This is a genomic window from Pseudomonas sp. 05N431 (assembly GCF_056397005.1).
In genome coordinates, this window is the sequence record NZ_JBFTMN010000006.1 from 61,269 (window position 1) to 79,423 (window position 18,155).

At 58.7% G+C, this 18,155-nt stretch carries 17 protein-coding genes; 11 read left to right on the forward strand and 6 right to left on the reverse strand.

Annotation, left to right across the window (positions count from 1 at the left end):
- Positions 1-7 precede the first annotated feature (7 nt).
- Positions 8-664 carry an alginate O-acetyltransferase AlgF gene (locus AC1DIG_RS12890; protein WP_477767615.1) on the forward strand — a complete coding sequence of 219 codons (657 nt, stop codon included), beginning with the start codon at positions 8-10 and terminating at the stop codon, positions 662-664.
- A 266-nt stretch (positions 665-930) separates the two neighbouring features.
- Complete coding sequence (locus AC1DIG_RS12895) at positions 931-2,382, forward strand: mannose-1-phosphate guanylyltransferase/mannose-6-phosphate isomerase (RefSeq protein ID WP_477767616.1); 1,452 nt, start codon at positions 931-933, stop codon at positions 2,380-2,382.
- A gap of 73 nt (positions 2,383-2,455) precedes the next feature.
- Here the strand turns inward: AC1DIG_RS12895 and AC1DIG_RS12900 are convergent, their stop codons facing one another.
- Positions 2,456-5,143, reverse strand: coding sequence for an RHS repeat domain-containing protein (locus tag AC1DIG_RS12900; RefSeq protein WP_477767617.1), 2,688 nt, complete (start codon positions 5,141-5,143; stop codon positions 2,456-2,458).
- Positions 5,144-5,177: 34 nt separating this feature from the next.
- On the opposite strand from AC1DIG_RS12900, the gene AC1DIG_RS12905 reads away from it, so the two are divergent.
- From AC1DIG_RS12905 to AC1DIG_RS12930, 6 genes are all read left to right on the forward strand, one after another.
- Positions 5,178-5,633: a Tc toxin subunit A-related protein gene (locus AC1DIG_RS12905; protein ID WP_477767618.1), complete on the forward strand. Its 456-nt coding sequence runs from the start codon at positions 5,178-5,180 to the stop codon at positions 5,631-5,633.
- Positions 5,588-5,839: a Tc toxin subunit A-related protein gene (locus tag AC1DIG_RS12910; protein ID WP_477767619.1), complete on the forward strand. Its 252-nt coding sequence runs from the start codon at positions 5,588-5,590 to the stop codon at positions 5,837-5,839. The genes AC1DIG_RS12905 and AC1DIG_RS12910 overlap by 46 nt, the downstream gene beginning before the upstream one ends.
- Before the next feature lie 62 nt (positions 5,840-5,901).
- Complete coding sequence (locus AC1DIG_RS12915) at positions 5,902-6,441, forward strand: hypothetical protein (RefSeq protein ID WP_477767620.1); 540 nt, start codon at positions 5,902-5,904, stop codon at positions 6,439-6,441.
- 67 nt (positions 6,442-6,508) lie between these two features.
- Positions 6,509-7,786 carry a hypothetical protein gene (locus AC1DIG_RS12920; protein ID WP_477767621.1) on the forward strand — a complete coding sequence of 426 codons (1,278 nt, stop codon included), beginning with the start codon at positions 6,509-6,511 and terminating at the stop codon, positions 7,784-7,786.
- Positions 7,787-8,070: 284 nt separating this feature from the next.
- Complete coding sequence (locus AC1DIG_RS12925) at positions 8,071-8,535, forward strand: multidrug transporter (protein WP_477767622.1); 465 nt, start codon at positions 8,071-8,073, stop codon at positions 8,533-8,535.
- Between the two features lie 41 nt (positions 8,536-8,576).
- Positions 8,577-9,401: an SDR family oxidoreductase gene (locus AC1DIG_RS12930; RefSeq protein WP_477767623.1), complete on the forward strand. Its 825-nt coding sequence runs from the start codon at positions 8,577-8,579 to the stop codon at positions 9,399-9,401.
- 121 nt (positions 9,402-9,522) lie between these two features.
- On the opposite strand, the gene AC1DIG_RS12935 is transcribed toward AC1DIG_RS12930, so the two are convergent.
- Positions 9,523-10,410 carry a LysR family transcriptional regulator gene (locus AC1DIG_RS12935; protein WP_477767624.1) on the reverse strand — a complete coding sequence of 296 codons (888 nt, stop codon included), beginning with the start codon at positions 10,408-10,410 and terminating at the stop codon, positions 9,523-9,525.
- 109 nt (positions 10,411-10,519) lie between these two features.
- Here AC1DIG_RS12935 and AC1DIG_RS12940 point away from each other — a divergent pair, with 109 nt between their 5' ends.
- The 3 genes from AC1DIG_RS12940 to AC1DIG_RS12950 all read left to right on the forward strand — a co-directional run bounded on the left by AC1DIG_RS12940 (position 10,520) and on the right by AC1DIG_RS12950 (position 13,008).
- Positions 10,520-11,899 (forward strand): MFS transporter, encoded by a 1,380-nt coding sequence (locus AC1DIG_RS12940; protein ID WP_477767625.1) that lies wholly within the window; start codon positions 10,520-10,522, stop codon positions 11,897-11,899.
- Positions 11,896-12,294 carry a DUF4440 domain-containing protein gene (locus AC1DIG_RS12945; RefSeq protein ID WP_477767626.1) on the forward strand — a complete coding sequence of 133 codons (399 nt, stop codon included), beginning with the start codon at positions 11,896-11,898 and terminating at the stop codon, positions 12,292-12,294. Before AC1DIG_RS12940 ends, AC1DIG_RS12945 begins: the two co-directional genes overlap by 4 nt.
- A 339-nt stretch (positions 12,295-12,633) precedes the next feature.
- A complete protein-coding gene (locus AC1DIG_RS12950) occupies positions 12,634-13,008 on the forward strand; it encodes a DUF6124 family protein (RefSeq protein ID WP_477767627.1) in 375 nt (124 codons plus the stop codon).
- A 149-nt stretch (positions 13,009-13,157) separates the two neighbouring features.
- Here the strand turns inward: AC1DIG_RS12950 and AC1DIG_RS12955 are convergent, their stop codons facing one another.
- The 4 genes from AC1DIG_RS12955 to AC1DIG_RS12970 all read right to left on the reverse strand — a co-directional run bounded on the left by AC1DIG_RS12955 (position 13,158) and on the right by AC1DIG_RS12970 (position 18,067).
- Positions 13,158-14,021: an efflux RND transporter periplasmic adaptor subunit gene (locus AC1DIG_RS12955; RefSeq protein WP_477767628.1), complete on the reverse strand. Its 864-nt coding sequence runs from the start codon at positions 14,019-14,021 to the stop codon at positions 13,158-13,160.
- Between the two features lie 10 nt (positions 14,022-14,031).
- On the reverse strand, positions 14,032-14,232 hold the full coding sequence (locus AC1DIG_RS12960; protein WP_019691945.1) for a DUF1656 domain-containing protein: 201 nt from the start codon (positions 14,230-14,232) through the stop codon (positions 14,032-14,034).
- Positions 14,222-16,408 carry an FUSC family protein gene (locus tag AC1DIG_RS12965; protein WP_477767629.1) on the reverse strand — a complete coding sequence of 729 codons (2,187 nt, stop codon included), beginning with the start codon at positions 16,406-16,408 and terminating at the stop codon, positions 14,222-14,224. Before AC1DIG_RS12965 ends, AC1DIG_RS12960 begins: the two co-directional genes overlap by 11 nt.
- A gap of 147 nt (positions 16,409-16,555) precedes the next feature.
- Positions 16,556-18,067, reverse strand: a complete 1,512-nt coding sequence (locus AC1DIG_RS12970; RefSeq protein ID WP_477767630.1) for an efflux transporter outer membrane subunit — start codon at positions 18,065-18,067, stop codon at positions 16,556-16,558.
- Between the last annotated feature and the right edge of the window lie 88 nt (positions 18,068-18,155).

The following is an 18,155-nucleotide window of genomic DNA, read 5'->3' on the forward strand; positions in this document are numbered from 1 at the left end:
AACTCCTATGACTTTCACTACCAATCCTCGTCGTCTCGCCAAGACTTTTGCACTGGTTGCCGGTGTCAGCCTGCTGTCGATGCAGGCGTTCGCCGGTGGCGACGCGGCGCTCTACGGCCCAGTCGCGCCGAAAGGTTCGACCTTTGTGCGGATCTACAACGCGAGTAACGCCGAAGTCAGCGCCAGTGTCGGCAGCACCGCTATCAGCGATGTCGCGCCGCTGGGCAGCAGTGACTTCAGCTTCATGCCCGGTGGCGACTACAGCGCCAAGGTCGGTAGCCAGAGCGTGCCGCTGAAGCTCGCCGCCGACCACTATTACACCCTGGTCAACAACGCCAGCGGCCAGCCGCTACTGATCGAAGAACCACCGTTCAAGAACAAGCAGAAATCCCTGGTCCGCGTGCAGAACCTCAGCGACAAGGCGCTGACCCTGAAGACTGCCGACGGCAAGACCGAAGTGGTTCAGGCCGTCGCGGCCAAGAGCCGTGGCGAGCGTGAAATCAACCCGGTGAAAGTCAGCCTGGCGCTGTTCGATGGCGACAAGAAAGTCAGCGACGTGAAACCGGTCGCCCTGGAGCGCGGTGAAGCCGCAGTGCTCTACGTCACCGGCAACGGCAGCAGCCTGTCGCCAGTCTGGGTAAAACGCCCGGTCTCGACGCGCTAATGAAATTATCGGGGCGTCACACGAGATCCCTGTAGCAGCTGCCGAGCCTGCGAGGCTGCGTTCGACTGCGCAGCAGTCGTAATTCCGGTGAATGCGGTCATTCAGTAAGACCGAGTTGTCAGAATTTACGACCGCTGCGCGGCCGAACGCAGGCTACGCCAGCTGCTACGGGGACTGTGTATGCCGGCCCGGCACGGAATAAGAACAAGAGTGAAACGACAAAACTTCGTCGCTCTAACCCATTACGATTTTCAAGGAGTAACACCATGATTCCAGTGATCTTGTCAGGTGGTAGCGGCTCACGTCTTTGGCCGCTTTCGCGCAAGCAGTTCCCCAAGCAATTCCTCGCCCTGACGGGGGAACAAACGCTGTTCCAGCAAACCCTCGAACGTCTGGTGTTCGAAGGCATGGACAGCCCGATCGTGGTCTGCAACAAGGACCACCGTTTCATCGTCAACGAACAACTGAGCAATCGTAAACTGGAAGCCCAGCGCATCCTCATGGAACCCTTCGGCCGTAACACCGCGCCGGCGGTGGCCATGACCGCGATGATGCTGGTCAATGAAGGTCGTGACGAACTGATGCTGGTGCTGCCGGCCGACCACGTGCTGGAAGACCAGAAAGCCCTGCAACGCGCCCTGGCCTTGGCCACCATTGCCGCCGAGCGCGGTGAAATGGTGCTGTTCGGCGTACCGGCAACCAAACCGGAAACCGGTTACGGCTACATCAAGTCCGCCAACGATGCCTTGCTGCCCGAAGGCGTCAGCCGGGTTTCGCACTTCGTTGAAAAACCCGACGTGAAACGCGCCACCGAGTTCGTCGAGGCCGGCGGTTACTTCTGGAACAGCGGCATGTTCCTGTTCCGCGCCAGCCGTTTCCTCGAAGAGCTGAAAAAACACGATCCGGATATCTACGACACCTGCCTGCTGACCCTGGAGCGCAGCGAACAGGACGCCGACACCATCACCTTCGACGAAGCCACCTTCGCCTGCTGCCCGGATAACTCCATCGACTACGCGGTGATGGAAAAAACCCGACGCGCCTGCGTGGTGCCGCTGTCCGCTGGCTGGAGCGATGTCGGTTGCTGGTCGTCGCTGTGGGACGTGCATGAAAAAGACGCCAACGGCAACGTCACCAAAGGCGACGTGGTGATCCAGGACAGCCGCAACTGCATGATCCACGGCAACGGCAAACTGGTGTCGGTGATTGGCCTTGAGAACATCGTGGTGGTCGAAACCAAGGACGCCATGATGATCGCTCACAAGGACAAGGTCCAAGGCGTCAAGCAGATGGTCAACACCCTCAACGAACAGGGCCGCAGCGAAACCCAGAACCATTGCGAGGTCTACCGCCCGTGGGGTTCCTACGACTCGGTGGACATGGGCGGCCGCTTCCAGGTCAAGCACATCTCGGTCAAACCAGGCGCGTGCCTGTCATTGCAGATGCACCACCACCGCGCCGAACACTGGATCGTGGTCAGCGGCACCGCCGAAGTGACCTGCGACGAAAACGTGTTCCTGCTCTGTGAAAACCAGTCGACCTACATCCCGATCGCCTCGGTCCATCGCCTGCGCAACCCGGGCAAGATCCCGCTGGAAATCATCGAAGTGCAATCGGGCAGCTATCTGGGCGAGGACGATATCGAGCGGTTTGAAGATATCTATGGTCGCTCTACGCCGATTGAACGCGGCGTCTCGGTGAAAACCATCGCACAGTGATTGATGGGTAAAACACCAAGCCCCTGTCCAGCCGACTGCGTTCCCTGTCCGCAGTGGGTTGGGTGGGGGCTTTTTAGCTGGATCGGCTTCTTCTGCGTACGGGCGTCGGAGGTACATCTGCGGGAACAATCGAATGCACATCTGCAGGAGCCGTCGGGGCATAGGCTGCAACCAGTAAGCGCATTGCCAAAGGACTCGGTGAGTGCGACTGCACGGTATCAAGTGTCGACACCTGGGCAGGCACCAGAGTGCGTGGCATCGAACGCTCGACGGTAAGCGCTGACGGACTTTCAGCTACCGGCGCCCTAATACTGGTCAATTGCCGGTACTGCATTTGCGTCTGAGCTTCCGAAACTCTCATCAGCCGTGCATAGGTCACTGCCACGCTACCCGCTGCATTCAGGACAGGGTTACGAGAATACGAAGCCATTCTGCCACCTATCTGTATCACGTTGGCCACACCCTCCCGACGATCAGCCAGTACCTGCGGCGACTCGACCGGACTATTAAAGGCCACCGACATCGGCCCCATGATGCGGCTTGTCATTTGCTCTCCCACGACATGGTTCAACACACCCGACATCACCTCGCCCGAGTGATACAGCACCGCACCGGAAGGTGAAGCCGTTTGCGTTCTAGCCGCCGCAATCACGTGCGCCTGGTGGGTGTTGGTAAAAGCGTTGTTGCCGTCAGCCCCCAACTCTACAAGCGCGACAGGGATTTCGCGCCGGTAAGCCATCGTCGCTGGATCCTGGCTGCCGGCGAAATAATTACGGATCGGCTGCATCCCAGCGGCTTGAAGGGGGTGAACCACGCCCTCCCGAGAAAGGTCGTGATAAACCGCATCCCCAGACACTTGATTGGGAGTGGGCGCCAAACCATCTTCATCACGATAGAACAACGGATTGTTGCGCATGGCCCGGTATCGATTCTGTCCATCGATGTCGCCCCCCGGATCAGGGTTGATCCAGCGCTGCAACCATGCGGCGTAATACCTGAATCCGAAATAGCAGAGTCTTGTCGCGTCTCGTTCCTTGCCCGAATAATGAAGGGTTTTATAGCTGTCTATACCCTCACTCCAGGCCGTCTCGCCATACGAATAAAAGACCTCCTGACTGATGACGCTACCGTCGCCAGCGAGCTCAACGGTGCAGGAATCCTGATGATCGCTAAGGCTGTAGCGGTATTGAACGTTGGCAACGCCTCGCGGCGGTATTGAGACCCAATGCAGTACCCGTACGCTATTGAGCCCGGCCTGGAGGGTCATCACCTCCAGCGCTTCTCCCGTCCCCGAGTCGATGCGTGTCTCCAACCCCGGTAGATAGCGCACCTCGTAAACGACAGTGCGGGCATTGGTTTGCAGTGAACGAACCTTGCGAACACGCTGTCTGTGTCCGTCACAGCTATAAACCTCGCAATCGTCGGGCTCGGCGTCACGCTCTACAGGCGACACCGACAGCAACTGATTACGCCGATCCCACGTCATGACGCCAGCAGAACTCAGCTCGAGCAAGTTCCCGTTGTCATCGAACGCCACCGCAATTTGCTCCTGCGTCGGTGGCTGGCCGTCCGGGCGCAAAGGCAAACAGCGATTGCTGTACAGCGCGGCCGTCATTTCCAGCCCAAGGCTTCGAGCACCGACGTGAGTGCGTTTGAGCAGATTGCCGCCAGCGTCGTATTCGTACGTCTGCCGGTAATTGCGTATGGCTGCGGGATCGTTCGGCACCGCTACGTGTGGCCCTTTGTTGGGTGCACTCGCTTCCCAGCCGAATGCCTCTATCAATCGATAAAGGCTGTCATAGCAATACCGCCGGACGGGATCAATACGCTGATTGGCAAAGTAACGCACGGGCATTGCCGCGTCGGTAATGCTCAACACATTGCCCATCCGGTCATAGTCATGGATCAGCCATTGCAACAGCTTGCCGTTGTAATCCTTGCGCTCCATCAGCCGACCGTCTTCGGGTCGATAGTGCTGGGTCGTTATCACGCCATTACCGGCCACCTGCCGCTCGATTTTGCCCTCGGCGTTGTACTCGATAGCGCTGACAACGGTGTGCCAGTCGCTTTCACCGTTCAGTTTCAAACGGCTTTCGCGCACGCGGCCGTCAAGGGTGTAACGGTGCTGCTGGCGATTACCTTTGGCATCGCGTTGTTCGTGTAAATCGTCAAGAGGGTTGAAACGCCAAAGGGTTTCATAGGACTGCGACTCCAACAGTGGCTCACGGTCATCGGGCAACGGCGGCCAGTCCGGTTGAACCGGATCAACCGTAAAACGTCGGGCCTGCCGGATGCAGTTGCCATGAATGTCGAACTCGGTGAAAGAAAGCGTTCCAGAGGGATCATCGTGACGAATCAACTGACCACACTGATTGCGCTCACGACTCGCGTCATCCGGCCCAGCGTATTCGAAACGTTCAGCACACGTATCTTGTTCAAACACGGCCAACGGTCGCAACAGACGATCGTATTGAGTCTCCTGCCGAGTGCCGCGACCGTCCCAGCTTCGCAACCGTTCCTCGGCCAGGCCGAACAATTGCAAGCGCATCCCGGCGTCGACACTCAGCGTTTTCAGTGCCTTGGTGGAAAGTGAGTAAACCGTTGTCTGATTGGCCGGTGTATTGGGATCATCCTTTTGCAGATCCCAGAGCCGCGGGTCCCATTGCTCAATGGCGCGGCCAGCCTTATCGAACACGCTACGGCTAATTCGGGCTTGCGCCGCTACGCTTTCTTCAGCGCGATAATAATCCACCGTACGCACAGACAACCACCACGGCCTGGGCGCAGGTGGGTCGATGCTGCTTGACCTGCTACGCCTGGAACGCATGTTCCTTGAGCGTAACGAGCGCCGACTGGAGCTGACCCAAACGATCTCCCTGCGCAACCTGTTCGAGCAAGGACAGTTCACGCCAGCTAAAACCTGGACCGTCGTGATTGCTGATCTCAAGAAAGGCAAGCTCGATTTTGAGCTCTCTCAAAAGCTGTTCGACAGCTGTCACCCCGGTCATTACTGCCGACAGATCACCACCGTCGCACTGTCCCTGCCGGTGGTGCTGGGCCCCTACCAGAATATGTATGCGACACTGATGCAAACCGGCAGCACCACGGTACTCAAAGCCAACATCAACTCGCTCGAGTACCTGTATGGCGACCGGAACCAGATGCCCCCCCCGATATTTTGCTCAACCTGCGCAGCCACCAGGAAGTGGGGATCAGCCACGGCCAGGATGATGCCGGCCTGCACCAACTGAACTTCGGTGATGAACGCTACCTGCCCTTTGAAGGGACAGGCGCCGTGTCGACTTGGCGACTTCAACTACCGCGGCCCACTAAGTCAAAAGAACAAGAAAAACTGATCAACGGCCTGACGGACATCATTGTGCACGTGCGTTATCTGGCGAAGGCCGGGGGTACGGCTTACACCGACGCGGTTCTGGATAAATTGGGGGACTCATAGTAGAGCGTGGCAACGTTGCATTAACCATTCAACAACCCTGAATCAATAGAGGTAAAAGTATCATGAACGAAGACGAAATCCCGGGTCGTGATTTGATTACAGATGGCCGATTTCCCCCAGACTGGAAGGAACACTGGACACACTTCAATGGAAAAGGAATTGCACGCCCCTACACAGATCCTGACTATGGTTATTACTTGCTAATGAATGGGGAAGCGGCAGTTTCTCAGACATTCAAGGCCGCGCCATTCACACCAGCTCAGCTGGAAAAGGCCCGGTATCGATTGAGTTTTCAGTATGAAAACCATGGTGATGGTTCAAACGCCAAAGTGGTGATAAAAACCAGTAACGGAAGTGAAGACACCATTAATCTTAGCGGCAAGATTTTTGACAAGCCCATGGCTGATTGGAACCGCTATGAACCTTATACATTCACTACGGTCACTTCAACAGACAAAGATATTACGATTGAACTGCATGGCTCTAACTTGACGGGAGTTAGCGGCTTACGCATAACTGACCTTAATATTCAATTGCATCTTGATTCTCTGAAATTGAGCAAAATCCAGGTCGACAACAGAGTTTATGAGCTCCAAAACTGATCATTGATCAGAAATGCAAGACCACCGCTTATCCAGTGTTCCCCCCACAATCCAGGAGTGACCTGCGATGAAACACAATCGCGAACCACAATCAACGTCAACACCAGTATTGTACTTTTGCCACGGAGGTGAGCATACAAAAACGATTTTTGCCGAAGCTGATAACCCTTGGCTTAACCAACGTGTCAGCCTTAATGAAGCACCAGGGCAACCACCGCTACCTCTGACCGTCGAGCCGCAGGTCGGCGACTTCCAAGTGCTTGAGGAGGATGGGGCGAGCTGGAAGTTCAAGTGTCCGAGCGACGGTAACGATACCGAATTCGCACTGAGGGTTCAGAACGAATACGCTGCCCCCCCCTATGACATATGGGTCTCGTTAGGGGACCATCGGCCTAAGTTCAGTAAAACAACTGCGCCAAATTATCCAATCGTATTGAATGAAGACGTCGCAGAGTTGGTGGTGACCGTTGCGTCTTTCTACACTGGCAAAGTGCTGGGGGGTGTTGAAGTCGAATGGTTCGTGCAGGGTGAAACGATTAAAAAGCATACCGAGGCAGACGGCAGGTGCAAGCACACATTCACACCCAATGGTGTTGGCGAATACGACATACATGTAAGAATGTGGTCTCCTTATGACGATGCGTATGTCCAGCACGTGTTCAAAGTTGAAGTAACTCCCACCTCCGCTTGGGCGTCCGACTTAGAGTTTTCTTGGAATGGTAAGCCATTCGCCATTGGAGAAGGAATATTAATGCCGACACCTAGTACAAATCATATCTTAAGGATAACCCCAAAGAACTCAAACCTCATAGGCAGTGACATTAACGCATATAACCTTGACAATATGGGCTGGTTTACCGCTACACCACCACTCAGAAATCCAAAAACTTTAACGCAATCAGGAATAGAGTGGCGCATAAACACTGCGACTGCTTTTGATACAGGCCGTCTGGAGTGGCGGTGTTCAAAACCCCTTAAACCAAGAGTAATGCCGATTCACGCTTTTAGCATAAACCTTTTGCACGGGGGCACCATGACACTTGATGGTTCTATCATAGTAGCCGAAAAATATGTTGACTTACACAGAGATAGAATACAGGTCATGAAATTCACACCCAAGCCGGGTAGTTCATTGATAGGTCGCGATTTAATCTTAACCCTTCCGAGCGGTAATGATTACGGGCTTGTTTTTTCACCTGGTGCGAACTCCCCCGTGCAGTTGACAGAAGACGGGATAGAGTGGTCAATTGATGGAAGGACCGCGAGAGCCGGTCATTTAATAATTTCTATAAAGTGCGTAACTCCTTTTGTTAGCGCGAACTTTAACTGCAATATAATGCCGTAGACTGGCGAGGAGGGGGGGACGTGCTGAATGTCATCTATGAAATACCCATGTTCAGCCAGTTCCTCCTGTTTTTTTCCATCCCAAACACTGCGCCCCCCATTCAGTTCTCCGAGTCTCCGGGCGCACATCCAGCATCGTGCACTCTATGAGTACGCAACCGCTCAAGGCGCTCTAGCCGTGTATCAGAGCCCACTGTGCTGCATGCTGGACTCACCAAACCGCCCATCGCCAATCCCATCTACGCTTAGGTAGCATGACCGTCTCCCTTCCCGAGGTTTCGCTTCATGTTCATCGGCGTCCTGCTGGTCATTACCTGGCTGATCCTGTTGCTGCGCTACCCGGCCAAGGCCTTGCCGGTCTCTCTGGCTGCGGCTATAGGCTTGGGGTTGGTCGCGACCTGGGTCATGTGGCTGGACAACCGCGAGATCAAGCAACTGGCGCGACTGGAGTTGCGCATCACCTACGCACCGGAACACTGCCCGGCGGATCGTCCGCTGGAACTGAAGATGAACAACGGCAACGACGTGCCGCTGACTGAATTGCGCTGGCGGGTCGCCGCCTATGCGCCGGGCGATACGGTCAATCTGGCGGACAATCAATACACCGCACCGCGCTACCGTGGCCCCGGCGAATTACAGGCCGGCGCGACGTGGGAAGACTGCTTGCCGATGCCGCCGCTGCGTCCGGGCTATCGCCCGCAAACCCTGGAGTTTCGCGCCGAGCATTTGCAAGGTAGTTTCTCTGACTGATGCTTCTCCTTCCCCTCTTCTTCTTGCACAAGGACCGCGCCATGCCCGTCGCGTTAATCACCGGTTGTTCCAGCGGCATTGGCCGCGCCCTGGCCGACGCCTTCAAAAACGCCGGTTTCGAGGTCTTGGCCACCGCGCGCAAGGCAGAAGATGTGGCGGTACTCGCGGCAGCCGGGTTCACCGCCGTGCAACTGGACGTCAACGATGAACCGGCACTCGAACAATTGAGCGAACGGATCAACCAGCAATACGGCGGCCTCGACATCCTGATCAACAACGCCGGTTACGGTGCCATGGGGCCGTTGCTCGACGGCGGTGTCGCGGCGATGCAACGCCAGTTTGAAACCAATGTGTTCGCCGTGGTCGGTGTCACCCGTGCGCTGTTTCCGGTGCTGCGTCGTGCCAAGGGATTAGTGATTAATATCGGCAGTGTCTCCGGCGTATTGGTCACGCCATTCGCCGGTGCTTATTGCGCCTCGAAAGCCGCGGTGCATGCCCTGAGCGATGCGCTGCGCATGGAACTGGCGCCGTTCGGCATCCGGGTGATGGAAGTCCAGCCCGGCGCTATCGCCTCCAGTTTCGCCAGGAACGCAGGTGTTGAAGCCGAACTGTTGATCAGCGAACAATCGCCCTGGTGGCCGTTGCGCGAGGGAATTCGTGCCCGGGCCAAGGCTTCCCAGGACAACCCGACCCCGGCCTCGCAGTTCGCGGCTGACCTGCTCAAAGCCATACAGCGACCCAAACCGCCGCGCTTGCTGCGCTTGGGCAATGGCAGTCGGGCGTTGCCGCTGCTGGCAGGATTGCTGCCCAAGGGGTTGCTGGAAAGCGGGTTGATGAAGCGGTTTGGGTTGCGCGGGCAGCTTTAAGACCGCGTCGACGCTATCGCGAGCAAGCTCGCTCCCACATTGGATCTCTGGCGAACACACAATTGGCATATCACTCAGATCCAATGTGGGAGCGGGCTTGCCCGCGAAGGCGTCAGAACGTTCAACCCAATTGTGGGCCTTTCATGAAATCAATAAACGCCCGCACCTTCAGCGGCAGATGCCGGGCATCCGGATACAACGCATACACCCCCTGTCGGGCGAATTGATGGTCGGGCAGCAAGCGTTGTAATCGTCCGGCATCGAGGTCTTCCTGAATCAACCATTGCGGCAGGATCGCGACGCCATGTCCTGACAGCGCGAAGGCCCGCAAGGTCGCCGAGTTGTCAGCGACAATCGCGGCTTTACCGGGGCCAGGCTGATAGAGATGTTCAGCCCCCTCGGCATCGGTCAGCGTCAGTTCAGTCACCCGCGCGTGTCCCAGTTTCGGCAGTCCCTCCAGCGCCGCCAATGTCGTGACCGCTGCGTGCCGGGCGATCAGCGTTGGCGCCGCCACCGCGTAAATCTCGAACGTCGACAACTGCACTGCGCGCAAGTTGGAGTCGAGCATTCGTCCCAACCTGATCGCCAGGTCGAAGCGTTCGGAAATCAGATCAGCGTGGGTCGAGGAGGTGGATAAGTGAATGTTCAGTTGCGGGTGCAATTCCCGGAACACATCCAGCGCCGACACCACTCTGGCCACTGCATATTCCACCGTAGTGGTAATACGCAGCGTGCCCTCGAGTTGGCTGTGTGCCGAACGCGCCTCCTCAATCGCCAGTTGTGCCTCTTCCAGGGTCCGCAGGCAGCGCTGATAAAAACGCTCGCCGGCATCGGTCAGCGCCAGTTGCCGGGTGTTGCGGGTCAACAGGGTCACGCCCAGTTCCGACTCCAGCCGTTTGAGGTTGAAACTCACCACCGCACGGCTCTGCCCCAGCAGATCAGCCGCAGCGGTCAGCGATCCGGCTTCGACCACGGCTTTGAAGGTGTCGAAACGATCCAGACTCACCATGTTGCGCCAACCATTTGTCAAAATAATTTTGACAAACTAGCAGGCAAACCACCGTTTCTCCAGCACGCCAAACGCCCTACCCTGCGCTTCTGTCTACCCGGAGGCTGCCATGGCCTATCGCTCGAAAGTCACCCTTGTGTATTTGCTCGGCTTTGCCCTCGACCTGTTGAACATGTTCGTCGCCAACATCGCTTACCCGGACATTGCCCTGGAACTGCACGCCTCGGTGACTCAACTGGCGTGGATCAGCAACGCCTACATGCTCGGGCTGACGCTGATCATTCCATTGAGCGTCTGGCTTGCGGCAGCAGTCGGTGAACGGCGGCTGATCCTCGGCTCATTGCTGCTGTTCAGTTGTGCCTCGCTGCTGGTGGCTCGGGCCGGTTCAATCGAGGCGCTGATCGGTTGGCGACTGGTTCAAGGTTTGGGTGGCGGACTGTTGATACCGGTGGGTCAGGCCTTGGCTTATCGACAGTTTCCGGTAGCAGAGCGCAATCACCTGACGGCGTGGGTGATGCTCATCGCTTTGCTGGTGCCGGCGCTGTCGCCTGCTGCGGGTGGGCTGATTGTGCAGGTGCTGTCCTGGCGCTGGATCTTCTACACCAATCTGCCGCTGGCGCTGTTGGCGTTGTTACTCGCGGCCGTGTGGTTGAAAGTCGACGACCCGGTGCCTGAACGCCCGACACTGGACAGTCGAGGACTGTTGCTCGGCGCCGGGACCTTGAGCCTGTTGCTGATTGCGCTGAGCCTGTTGAGCGAGGTCGACAGCCGCAACCTGGGTATTTTGGGACTGGTGCTCAGTGCCGTCGGCGGATGGCTGTACGTTCGCGATGGCTGGCGAAAAGCTGCACCGATCCTCGACCTGCAACTGATCAAGGGTCAGTGGTTGCGCGTGGCGATGCTGGTGTATCTGTTCATCCCCGGCGTCTTCATCGGCACCAGCCTGATCGCCGTGTTGTATTTGCGCGACCTCGGTTTCAGTGCGGTACAGACCGGCGCGTTGATGCTGCCGTGGGCGCTTGCCTCAGGGCTCGCGATCACGCTGGGCAAACGCGCCTTCCAGCATTTCGGCCCCAAGCCTTTGCTGATTGGCGGGATGTTGCTGCAAAGCGTTGGCATCCTGTTGCTGACACTGATCGAGCAGCCGCACGGCTGGCTGCCGATCCTCGCCTACAGTCTGATGGGGTTGGGTGGCAGCCTGTGCAGCAGCACCGCGCAGACCCTGGCCTTTCTCGACATTCACACCTCGCGCATGGGCCACGCCAGCGCCCTGTGGAACATCAATCGGCAACTGAGTTTCTGCCTCGGCGCGGCGCTCTTGAGTTCACTGCTGGGCGCGTTCGGCCCCTCTTCGTCGCAGGCTTTCATCCTGTGTTTTCTGTGCGCAGCCGCGCTCACGCTTTTTCCCTTATCAGCCATTCTGCGTCTCGACACCGCGAAATTGCTGACGCACATTAGCCCTCACTCACCCAAGGAGAACACCGCATGACGGACTACAGCGAATACTTCAACGAAGTGACCCAGACCCTTGTCGACATCGAGCAATGGTTTTCCGGCACGGCCGACAGAGGCCTACTGTCGCAGCTGCTGGCGCGTTTCTCGCCGCAGTTTTCGATGATCGTGCCCGGCGGCAATGTGCTGGATTATCCGGGGTTGAGCGAGCTGTTCGATAAACTCGGCGGTGCTCGTCCGGGCTTGCGAATCGGCCTGAGCGAAATGCACGGGATTGACCAACACGCAAACGGCGCCACCGTCAGCTATCGCGAACTGCAATCCGATGCGAGCGGTGTGTTGAACGATCGGCGTGCGACTGCGGTGATTGAAAGGCTGCCGTCAGGTGCGTTGCTGTGGCGGCATTTGCATGAGACGTATTGCCAGGGTTGATAAAGACGTGATCGCTCCCACGCGATCAACTTGAGCAGGATCGCTCCCATGCTCTGCGTGGTAGCGCGACGCCCGGGACGCTCTGCGTCCCAAGCGGTGACGCAGAGCGTCACGGGATGCATTCCCACGCAGGAGCGTGGGAACGATCAACAATGGTGTTTATGTCGCGTAGGTTTTGAAGGGCAATGGCCCGCGCTTCTGAGGACGGTTCCGACACGTTTTGACGGTTGCACCGGGTGATGAGGGATGGATAACCTTTTAGGGTCGCTGCCCATTCAGCGATCGGGTGTGGTAGCCCGGATTTCTCATAGGAGTGACTTAACCTATTGGAGCATCACCATGTCTAAAGCTACCCCAAATCCCACTGAAACCGACAGCACCGCCCCCTACGCCTCCCCCGATTCAAAAGAACTCCACGCCGCCGCGCACCGTGCGCTCGACCATTACCTGGTGCTGCCCGAGACCAAGCAATTGTTGGCCGACCGCCGTCCCGGCTGCATTTTCGTCATCGCCCCGGACGTCGACTCTGAAACCCTGCTGGCCCATGCCTGCGAGACCCTCGCCTCGGTCAATGTCATGGCCAGCGATCTGGCGTTTGAGCTTGAAGGCCCCAAGCGCAATACCGCGCTGGCGATTCAGCAGATGATTTCCCTGACCGAGATGGCCGTGAATCGCGCGCTGGATCACCTCGATCCACCGGATTCGCCGGAGTAGCACGCCAGTGCATTGATGTTGAATGTAATGCCGTCATCGCGAGCAAGCTCGCTCCCACACTGGATCTTCAGCGAATACACGATATGTGTACGAAGGAGGTCAATTGTGGGAGCGAGCTTGCTCGCGATGCAGGCGACTCGGTCTAGCAGTTACTCCACGCGATCCTGCTTCACCACCACCGTACAGGTAATCCCCGCCGCCAACAGCACCCCGTCCGGCACTTCATCAATGTGAATCCGCACCGGCACCCGTTGCGCCAAACGCACCCAGTTGAAGGTCGGATTCACATCGGCGATCAACTCGCGGCTTTCCGGGTTATCGCGGTCGTAGATACCGCGCGAAACACTTTCGACATGGCCCTTGAGCACTTCGCCGCTCATCAATTGCATGTCGGCCTTATCGCCGACCTTCACATGCGGCAGTTTGGTTTCTTCGAAGAAGCCGTAGACCCAGAACGAGTTCATGTCGACCACGGCCATTTTCGCTTCGCCGATGCGCGCGTAGTCGCCGCGATGGACGTTGAGGTTGGTGACATAACCGTCCACCGCCGCCAGCACTTTGGTGCGCTTGAGGTTCAGTTCTGCCGCTTCCAGCTGAGCCTGGGCCTGTTGGTAATCGGCCAGCGCCGAGTCGGCGATGTTGCTGGCGTCGTCGCGGTTTTCCTTGGAGATCACCAGGTTGTCGAGGTCGGCGCGGCGGTGCGCGTTGACCTTGCGCATCTCCCAAGTGGCTTTGCGCGAAGCCACCAGCGACTGCGCCTGTTTCACCGCGATCTGGTAGTGCTCGGGGTCAATCTGCATCAGCAGGTCACCCTTTTTTACCAACTGGTTGTCACGCACCGGCACGTCGACCACTTCGCCGGTGACGTCGGCGGCGACGTTGATGATGTCGGCGCGCACCCGGCCATCGCGGGTCCACGGGGTGTCCATGTAATGCACCCAGAGGGTCCGGCCGATCCACAGCGCGAGGGCCAGTACCAACAAGGTCGCGAGCAGGCTGAAAAGTTTTTTCATCGAATCGGTCTCAAGGATAAACAGTCAGCGCGAGGGCGCCGAACAAACAGGTGAAGAGGCTCAGGCGCAGCAGCGCCGGGTGCCAGAAGAAGCGGTACAGATCGAACCCGGACAGAAACCGGTCGAGCGCCCAGGCCACTGCCGCAGCGATGAAAAACATCAGGGTCATGGTCGGCATGTACACGCCGTGGAAGGCGATTTCACGAGGCATGGTCAGGTCCTTGCGGGGCAGCGAGTGCTGCCAGAGGCGATTGCGGATCGAGCAACGAAGTGCGGATGAAATGCAGGTAGCTCTTCACCCGGCGTAGGGCCGAGGTGTCGAAGTGCGGGGCGAACGGTTCGTCGGTGGCCTGGACGCGGCTGATGGCGTGGTCGACCGCCACCAGGCTGCGCTCCAGATTGCTCTGGCTCGGCTGCAGAAACAGCCGCACCAGCGAGCGGCCCATGACCCGGATCGCCTGGCGCCACGGCTGGGTTTCGGCATAGGCCGGGTGCACCGGGAGAATCGCCTGCTCCTTGCGCAACTCGATGATCGCGTGGCCGACTTCCAGCACCACGAACATCCAGCGCAGCAGATCGCGCTGCACCTGCGGTTGCCCGACGGCCAGGCCATAGGCCTGATGCACCAGATCGCGGGTGCTGCTTTCAAAACCCGATGCCAGCCCCTTGAGCTTGCCGCTGATGGCAAACACCACTTGCCCGCGCAAGTCCTGCTCCAGTCGCCGCCACAACCAGCGACTATTGGGCGGCAGGATGATCGCCCCGGCCGCCGCGCACACCAGCATGCCCATGATCATCGCGATGTAGTCATTGATGAAGGTGTAGGGGTTGTAGACCGTCAGGTTGTCCGGCACTGAACCGGTGCTGAAAAAGATCAGCAACCCTAGGCCGACACCGGCGTACTGCGGCCGTGAGGTGAGGAACGAACCGAGCACGATCACCGGCGCCAACATCACGCACAACAGTGGGAAACCGTCGATCCACGGGAAGATAAAAAACATCTCGACGAAGCCGATCAGCGCCCCGAGCAACGTCCCGCAGGCCATCTGGAACGCCATGCGCTTGGGGTTTGGCGTGGCCGCCGAGAGACCGACCGTGGCAGCAGCAATCAAGGTCATGGTCGCGCCGCTCGGCCACGCGGTGGCGACCCAGTAACTGCCCAGCACAATCAGAATGAACGACGCCCGAATGCCTGCCGCGGTCGACGCCAGCCAGTTGGTTTTCGGAGTGTAGGGCTCATCCCATTGCTCGCGTTCGTGACGGTGTTCGGCCAGCGAGGCGTGGGTCTGTGCATAACTGTGCACTTCGTCGACGAAGCGGTAGAGCAACTCGTACGCGGTGTGGAAATCCAGTTGCTCGGCGTCGCTCGGTTCGCTCTCCTGAAAGCTCGCCCGCAAGCTGCGAACCCGCGCCGGCAAGCCCTCTTTGTAGGCCGCCAATTGCGCCGCCAGACGCGCCGCGTCGGCATGCGTCAGTGCACGCCCCGAGAAGCCATCGAGCACTTCGGCCAGGTCCTGCAGCCCCGGTTTGATCGCCGCCACCACTTGTTCGGTGCCACTGCTGCGCAAGCGTTCGAGCAATTGGTGCAAGGCGTTGAACCGGGTGGTGATGCCCATGAATTCGCTGTTCAAGCGACTGAGCCGACCGTTACGCCGACGCATGTGCGGGTCTTCGAACACGGTGACGCTGCGCAAGCCTTCCAGCCCCACGGCTTCAGCGATAAAGCGCACGTTGCCGGCTTCGAATGCGTCACGTTGGCTCCGTCCACGCAAGCCATCGGTCACGAACAATGCGAACACCCCGAAGCGCTGATACAAGGCGTTGCGCATCGCCGCGCTGGCGGTTTGCGGAAGAATCGCGGCGCTGACCAGGGTCGAACAGAGAATCCCCAAAGAGATCTCCAGCACTCGCCAGACCGCCGCCATGAACGCGCCGTCCGGGTGCGCCAGCGCCGGCAAGCCGACCATCGCTGCGGTGTAACCGGCGAGCACAAACCCGTAGGCGCGAAAGTTGCGATAACGCGCCGCACCGGCCGTGCAGATGCCGACCCAGATCGCCAGCGAGCCGAGGAACAGTTCAGTGTTCTGGGCGAACAGGGCGATCAGCGCGACCATCACCGCCGACCCGGCCAGCGTGCCAAGGAAGCGATAGAAACTCTTGGCGAACACCTGGCCGCTCTGCGGCTGCATGACGATGAACACGGTGATCATCGCCGTGCGCGGTTGCGGCAGTTCCAGGCGCATGGCCAACCAGAGGGTCAGGAACGCGGCGATCAGTACCTTGAAGATGTAGACCCAGGTCACGCCGTCACTGCGTGCCCAGTCGAAAAAACCCCGGCGCCACTCAAGGGAATACAGCCAGCGCAAAGGTGCGGGCAAGGGAGTCATGAAATCCTGCTCAGTGGTCGAAAATTGTGCGGCGAGAACACGATCTCTGTGGGAGCGAGCTTGCTCGCGAAGACGGAGTGTCAGTCGATGCAGATGTCGCCTGACCCACCGCTATCGCGAGCAAGCTCGCTCCCACAGGGTTTGTTTTCAATTCACGATGCTCTTGAGAAGAGCCGGGGTTTTCGGCGCCTGGACTTTGCCGTCTGGCGGCACGTCGTTACCGGCACCGAGCCCGCCACCAAGGGCAGTGACCAGTTCAGCATGAGCACTCAAACGCGCGGCCTGAACCTGTTGTTGCACTTGCTGCTGCTTGAACAACAGGCTCTGGGCATTCAGCACATTCAGGTAGTCGGTGAGCCCGCGCTGGTAGGCGATCATCGCGATGTCATAGGTTTTCTGCGCGGTGGCCACCGATTCCTCGGCGAAGGCTTGCTGCTTGTCCATGGACTCGCGGCGGATCAACTGATCGGAGACGCTTTTGAGCGCATTGACCAGGGTCTGGTTGTACTTGGCCACGGCGATGTCATAGCCGGCGGAGGCTTCGCCCAATTCCGAACGCAAACGCCCACCGTCGAAGATCGGCAAGGAGATCGCCGGCCCGACGTTGTAGTTGAGTTTTTTGCCGGTCAGAAACTCCAGCGCCCCGCCACCGGTGGCCATGTAACCAAGGCTGCCGACCAGGTCGACGTTGGGGTAAAAGCCGGCGTGCGCCACGTCGATACCGCGCGCCTGGGCCGCGACTTGCCAGCGACTGGCAACCACATCCGGGCGTTGGCCGAGCAACTGAGCGGGCAATGCCGAGGGCAGTTTCAGTGCGGCGCCAAGGGACAAAGTCGGACGCTGCAACTGTGCGCCCTTCCCTGGGCCTTTGCCTGCCAGTGCAGCGAGTTGATTTCGGCTCAGGGCGATTTCTTCGTCCAGTGCATCCAGTTGCCGATGGGTTTCCGGCAACGGGGTTTGAGCCTGGCTGACTTCGAAATGGGTGCCGATGCCGCCATCCAGACGCTTTTGCGCGAGGTCGAGAATCTGCTGTTGCTGCTTGAGGGTCGCGGCCACGATGTCCCGCTGCGCGTAATGCAGCGACAGCTGGATGTAGGCGCGGACCACGTTGTTCTGCAATTCGAGCTGAGCCATGCGCGCCTCGGCGGCGCTCATGTGGGCCATGTCGACGGCGCGTTCGGTGGCATTGCTTTCGCGGCCCCAAAGATCGAGGGCGTAGCTGAAGCCGAGGGCAGCATTGTTGTCCCAAGTGGTAGTGTTGGCCAACTCGCCCGGACCGTAGAACTGGTCGGTGGGCCAGTTATGGCGTTTGAGCGTGGACTGGCCATTGACCTGCAACGACTCGGCCGACTCGGCAACACCGGCCATGGATTTGGCCTGACGCACTCGGGCAGCGGCCATGGCCATGTTCGGGCTGCCTTGCACGGCGAGGTCGACCCAGTGATTGAGTTGCGGGTCGCCATAGGCCTGCCACCACTGCGCGGTCGGCCAGTGAGCATCCTTGGCGGCGCTTTGAATGGCCTCGTCGGTGGCCAATGTATTGGCATCGAATGCCTTGCCCTGTGGGGCAATACCTCCGGTTCCGATGCAGCCGCTGATTGCTAACGATAAAGCCCAAACACTGAGAGTCTTCAGCTCTCTGCTGATGCGACGCGGCACTGCTGCAAATTCCTGGAATTAGGGGGAGGTACGAGGTCTTGTGGACACTGACTTATCTGTGGGAGCGAGCTTGCTCGCGATGGCCTCG

Excerpts from the sequence above, each read along its gene's own strand:
- AC1DIG_RS12890 (WP_477767615.1), top strand. The coding sequence starts at position 8 with ATGACTTTCACTACCAATCCTCGTCGTCTCGCCAAGACTTTTGCACTG.
- AC1DIG_RS12895 (WP_477767616.1), top strand. The coding sequence starts at position 931 with ATGATTCCAGTGATCTTGTCAGGTGGTAGCGGCTCACGTCTTTGGCCG.
- AC1DIG_RS12905 (WP_477767618.1), top strand. The coding sequence starts at position 5,178 with ATGCTGCTTGACCTGCTACGCCTGGAACGCATGTTCCTTGAGCGTAAC.
- AC1DIG_RS12915 (WP_477767620.1), top strand. The coding sequence starts at position 5,902 with ATGAACGAAGACGAAATCCCGGGTCGTGATTTGATTACAGATGGCCGA.
- AC1DIG_RS12920 (WP_477767621.1), top strand. The coding sequence starts at position 6,509 with ATGAAACACAATCGCGAACCACAATCAACGTCAACACCAGTATTGTAC.
- AC1DIG_RS12925 (WP_477767622.1), top strand. The coding sequence starts at position 8,071 with ATGTTCATCGGCGTCCTGCTGGTCATTACCTGGCTGATCCTGTTGCTG.
- AC1DIG_RS12930 (WP_477767623.1), top strand. The coding sequence starts at position 8,577 with ATGCCCGTCGCGTTAATCACCGGTTGTTCCAGCGGCATTGGCCGCGCC.
- AC1DIG_RS12935 (WP_477767624.1), bottom strand. The coding sequence starts at position 10,410 with ATGGTGAGTCTGGATCGTTTCGACACCTTCAAAGCCGTGGTCGAAGCC.
- AC1DIG_RS12940 (WP_477767625.1), top strand. The coding sequence starts at position 10,520 with ATGGCCTATCGCTCGAAAGTCACCCTTGTGTATTTGCTCGGCTTTGCC.
- AC1DIG_RS12945 (WP_477767626.1), top strand. The coding sequence starts at position 11,896 with ATGACGGACTACAGCGAATACTTCAACGAAGTGACCCAGACCCTTGTC.
- AC1DIG_RS12950 (WP_477767627.1), top strand. The coding sequence starts at position 12,634 with ATGTCTAAAGCTACCCCAAATCCCACTGAAACCGACAGCACCGCCCCC.
- AC1DIG_RS12955 (WP_477767628.1), bottom strand. The coding sequence starts at position 14,021 with ATGAAAAAACTTTTCAGCCTGCTCGCGACCTTGTTGGTACTGGCCCTC.
- AC1DIG_RS12960 (WP_019691945.1), bottom strand. The coding sequence starts at position 14,232 with ATGCCTCGTGAAATCGCCTTCCACGGCGTGTACATGCCGACCATGACC.
- AC1DIG_RS12965 (WP_477767629.1), bottom strand. The coding sequence starts at position 16,408 with ATGACTCCCTTGCCCGCACCTTTGCGCTGGCTGTATTCCCTTGAGTGG.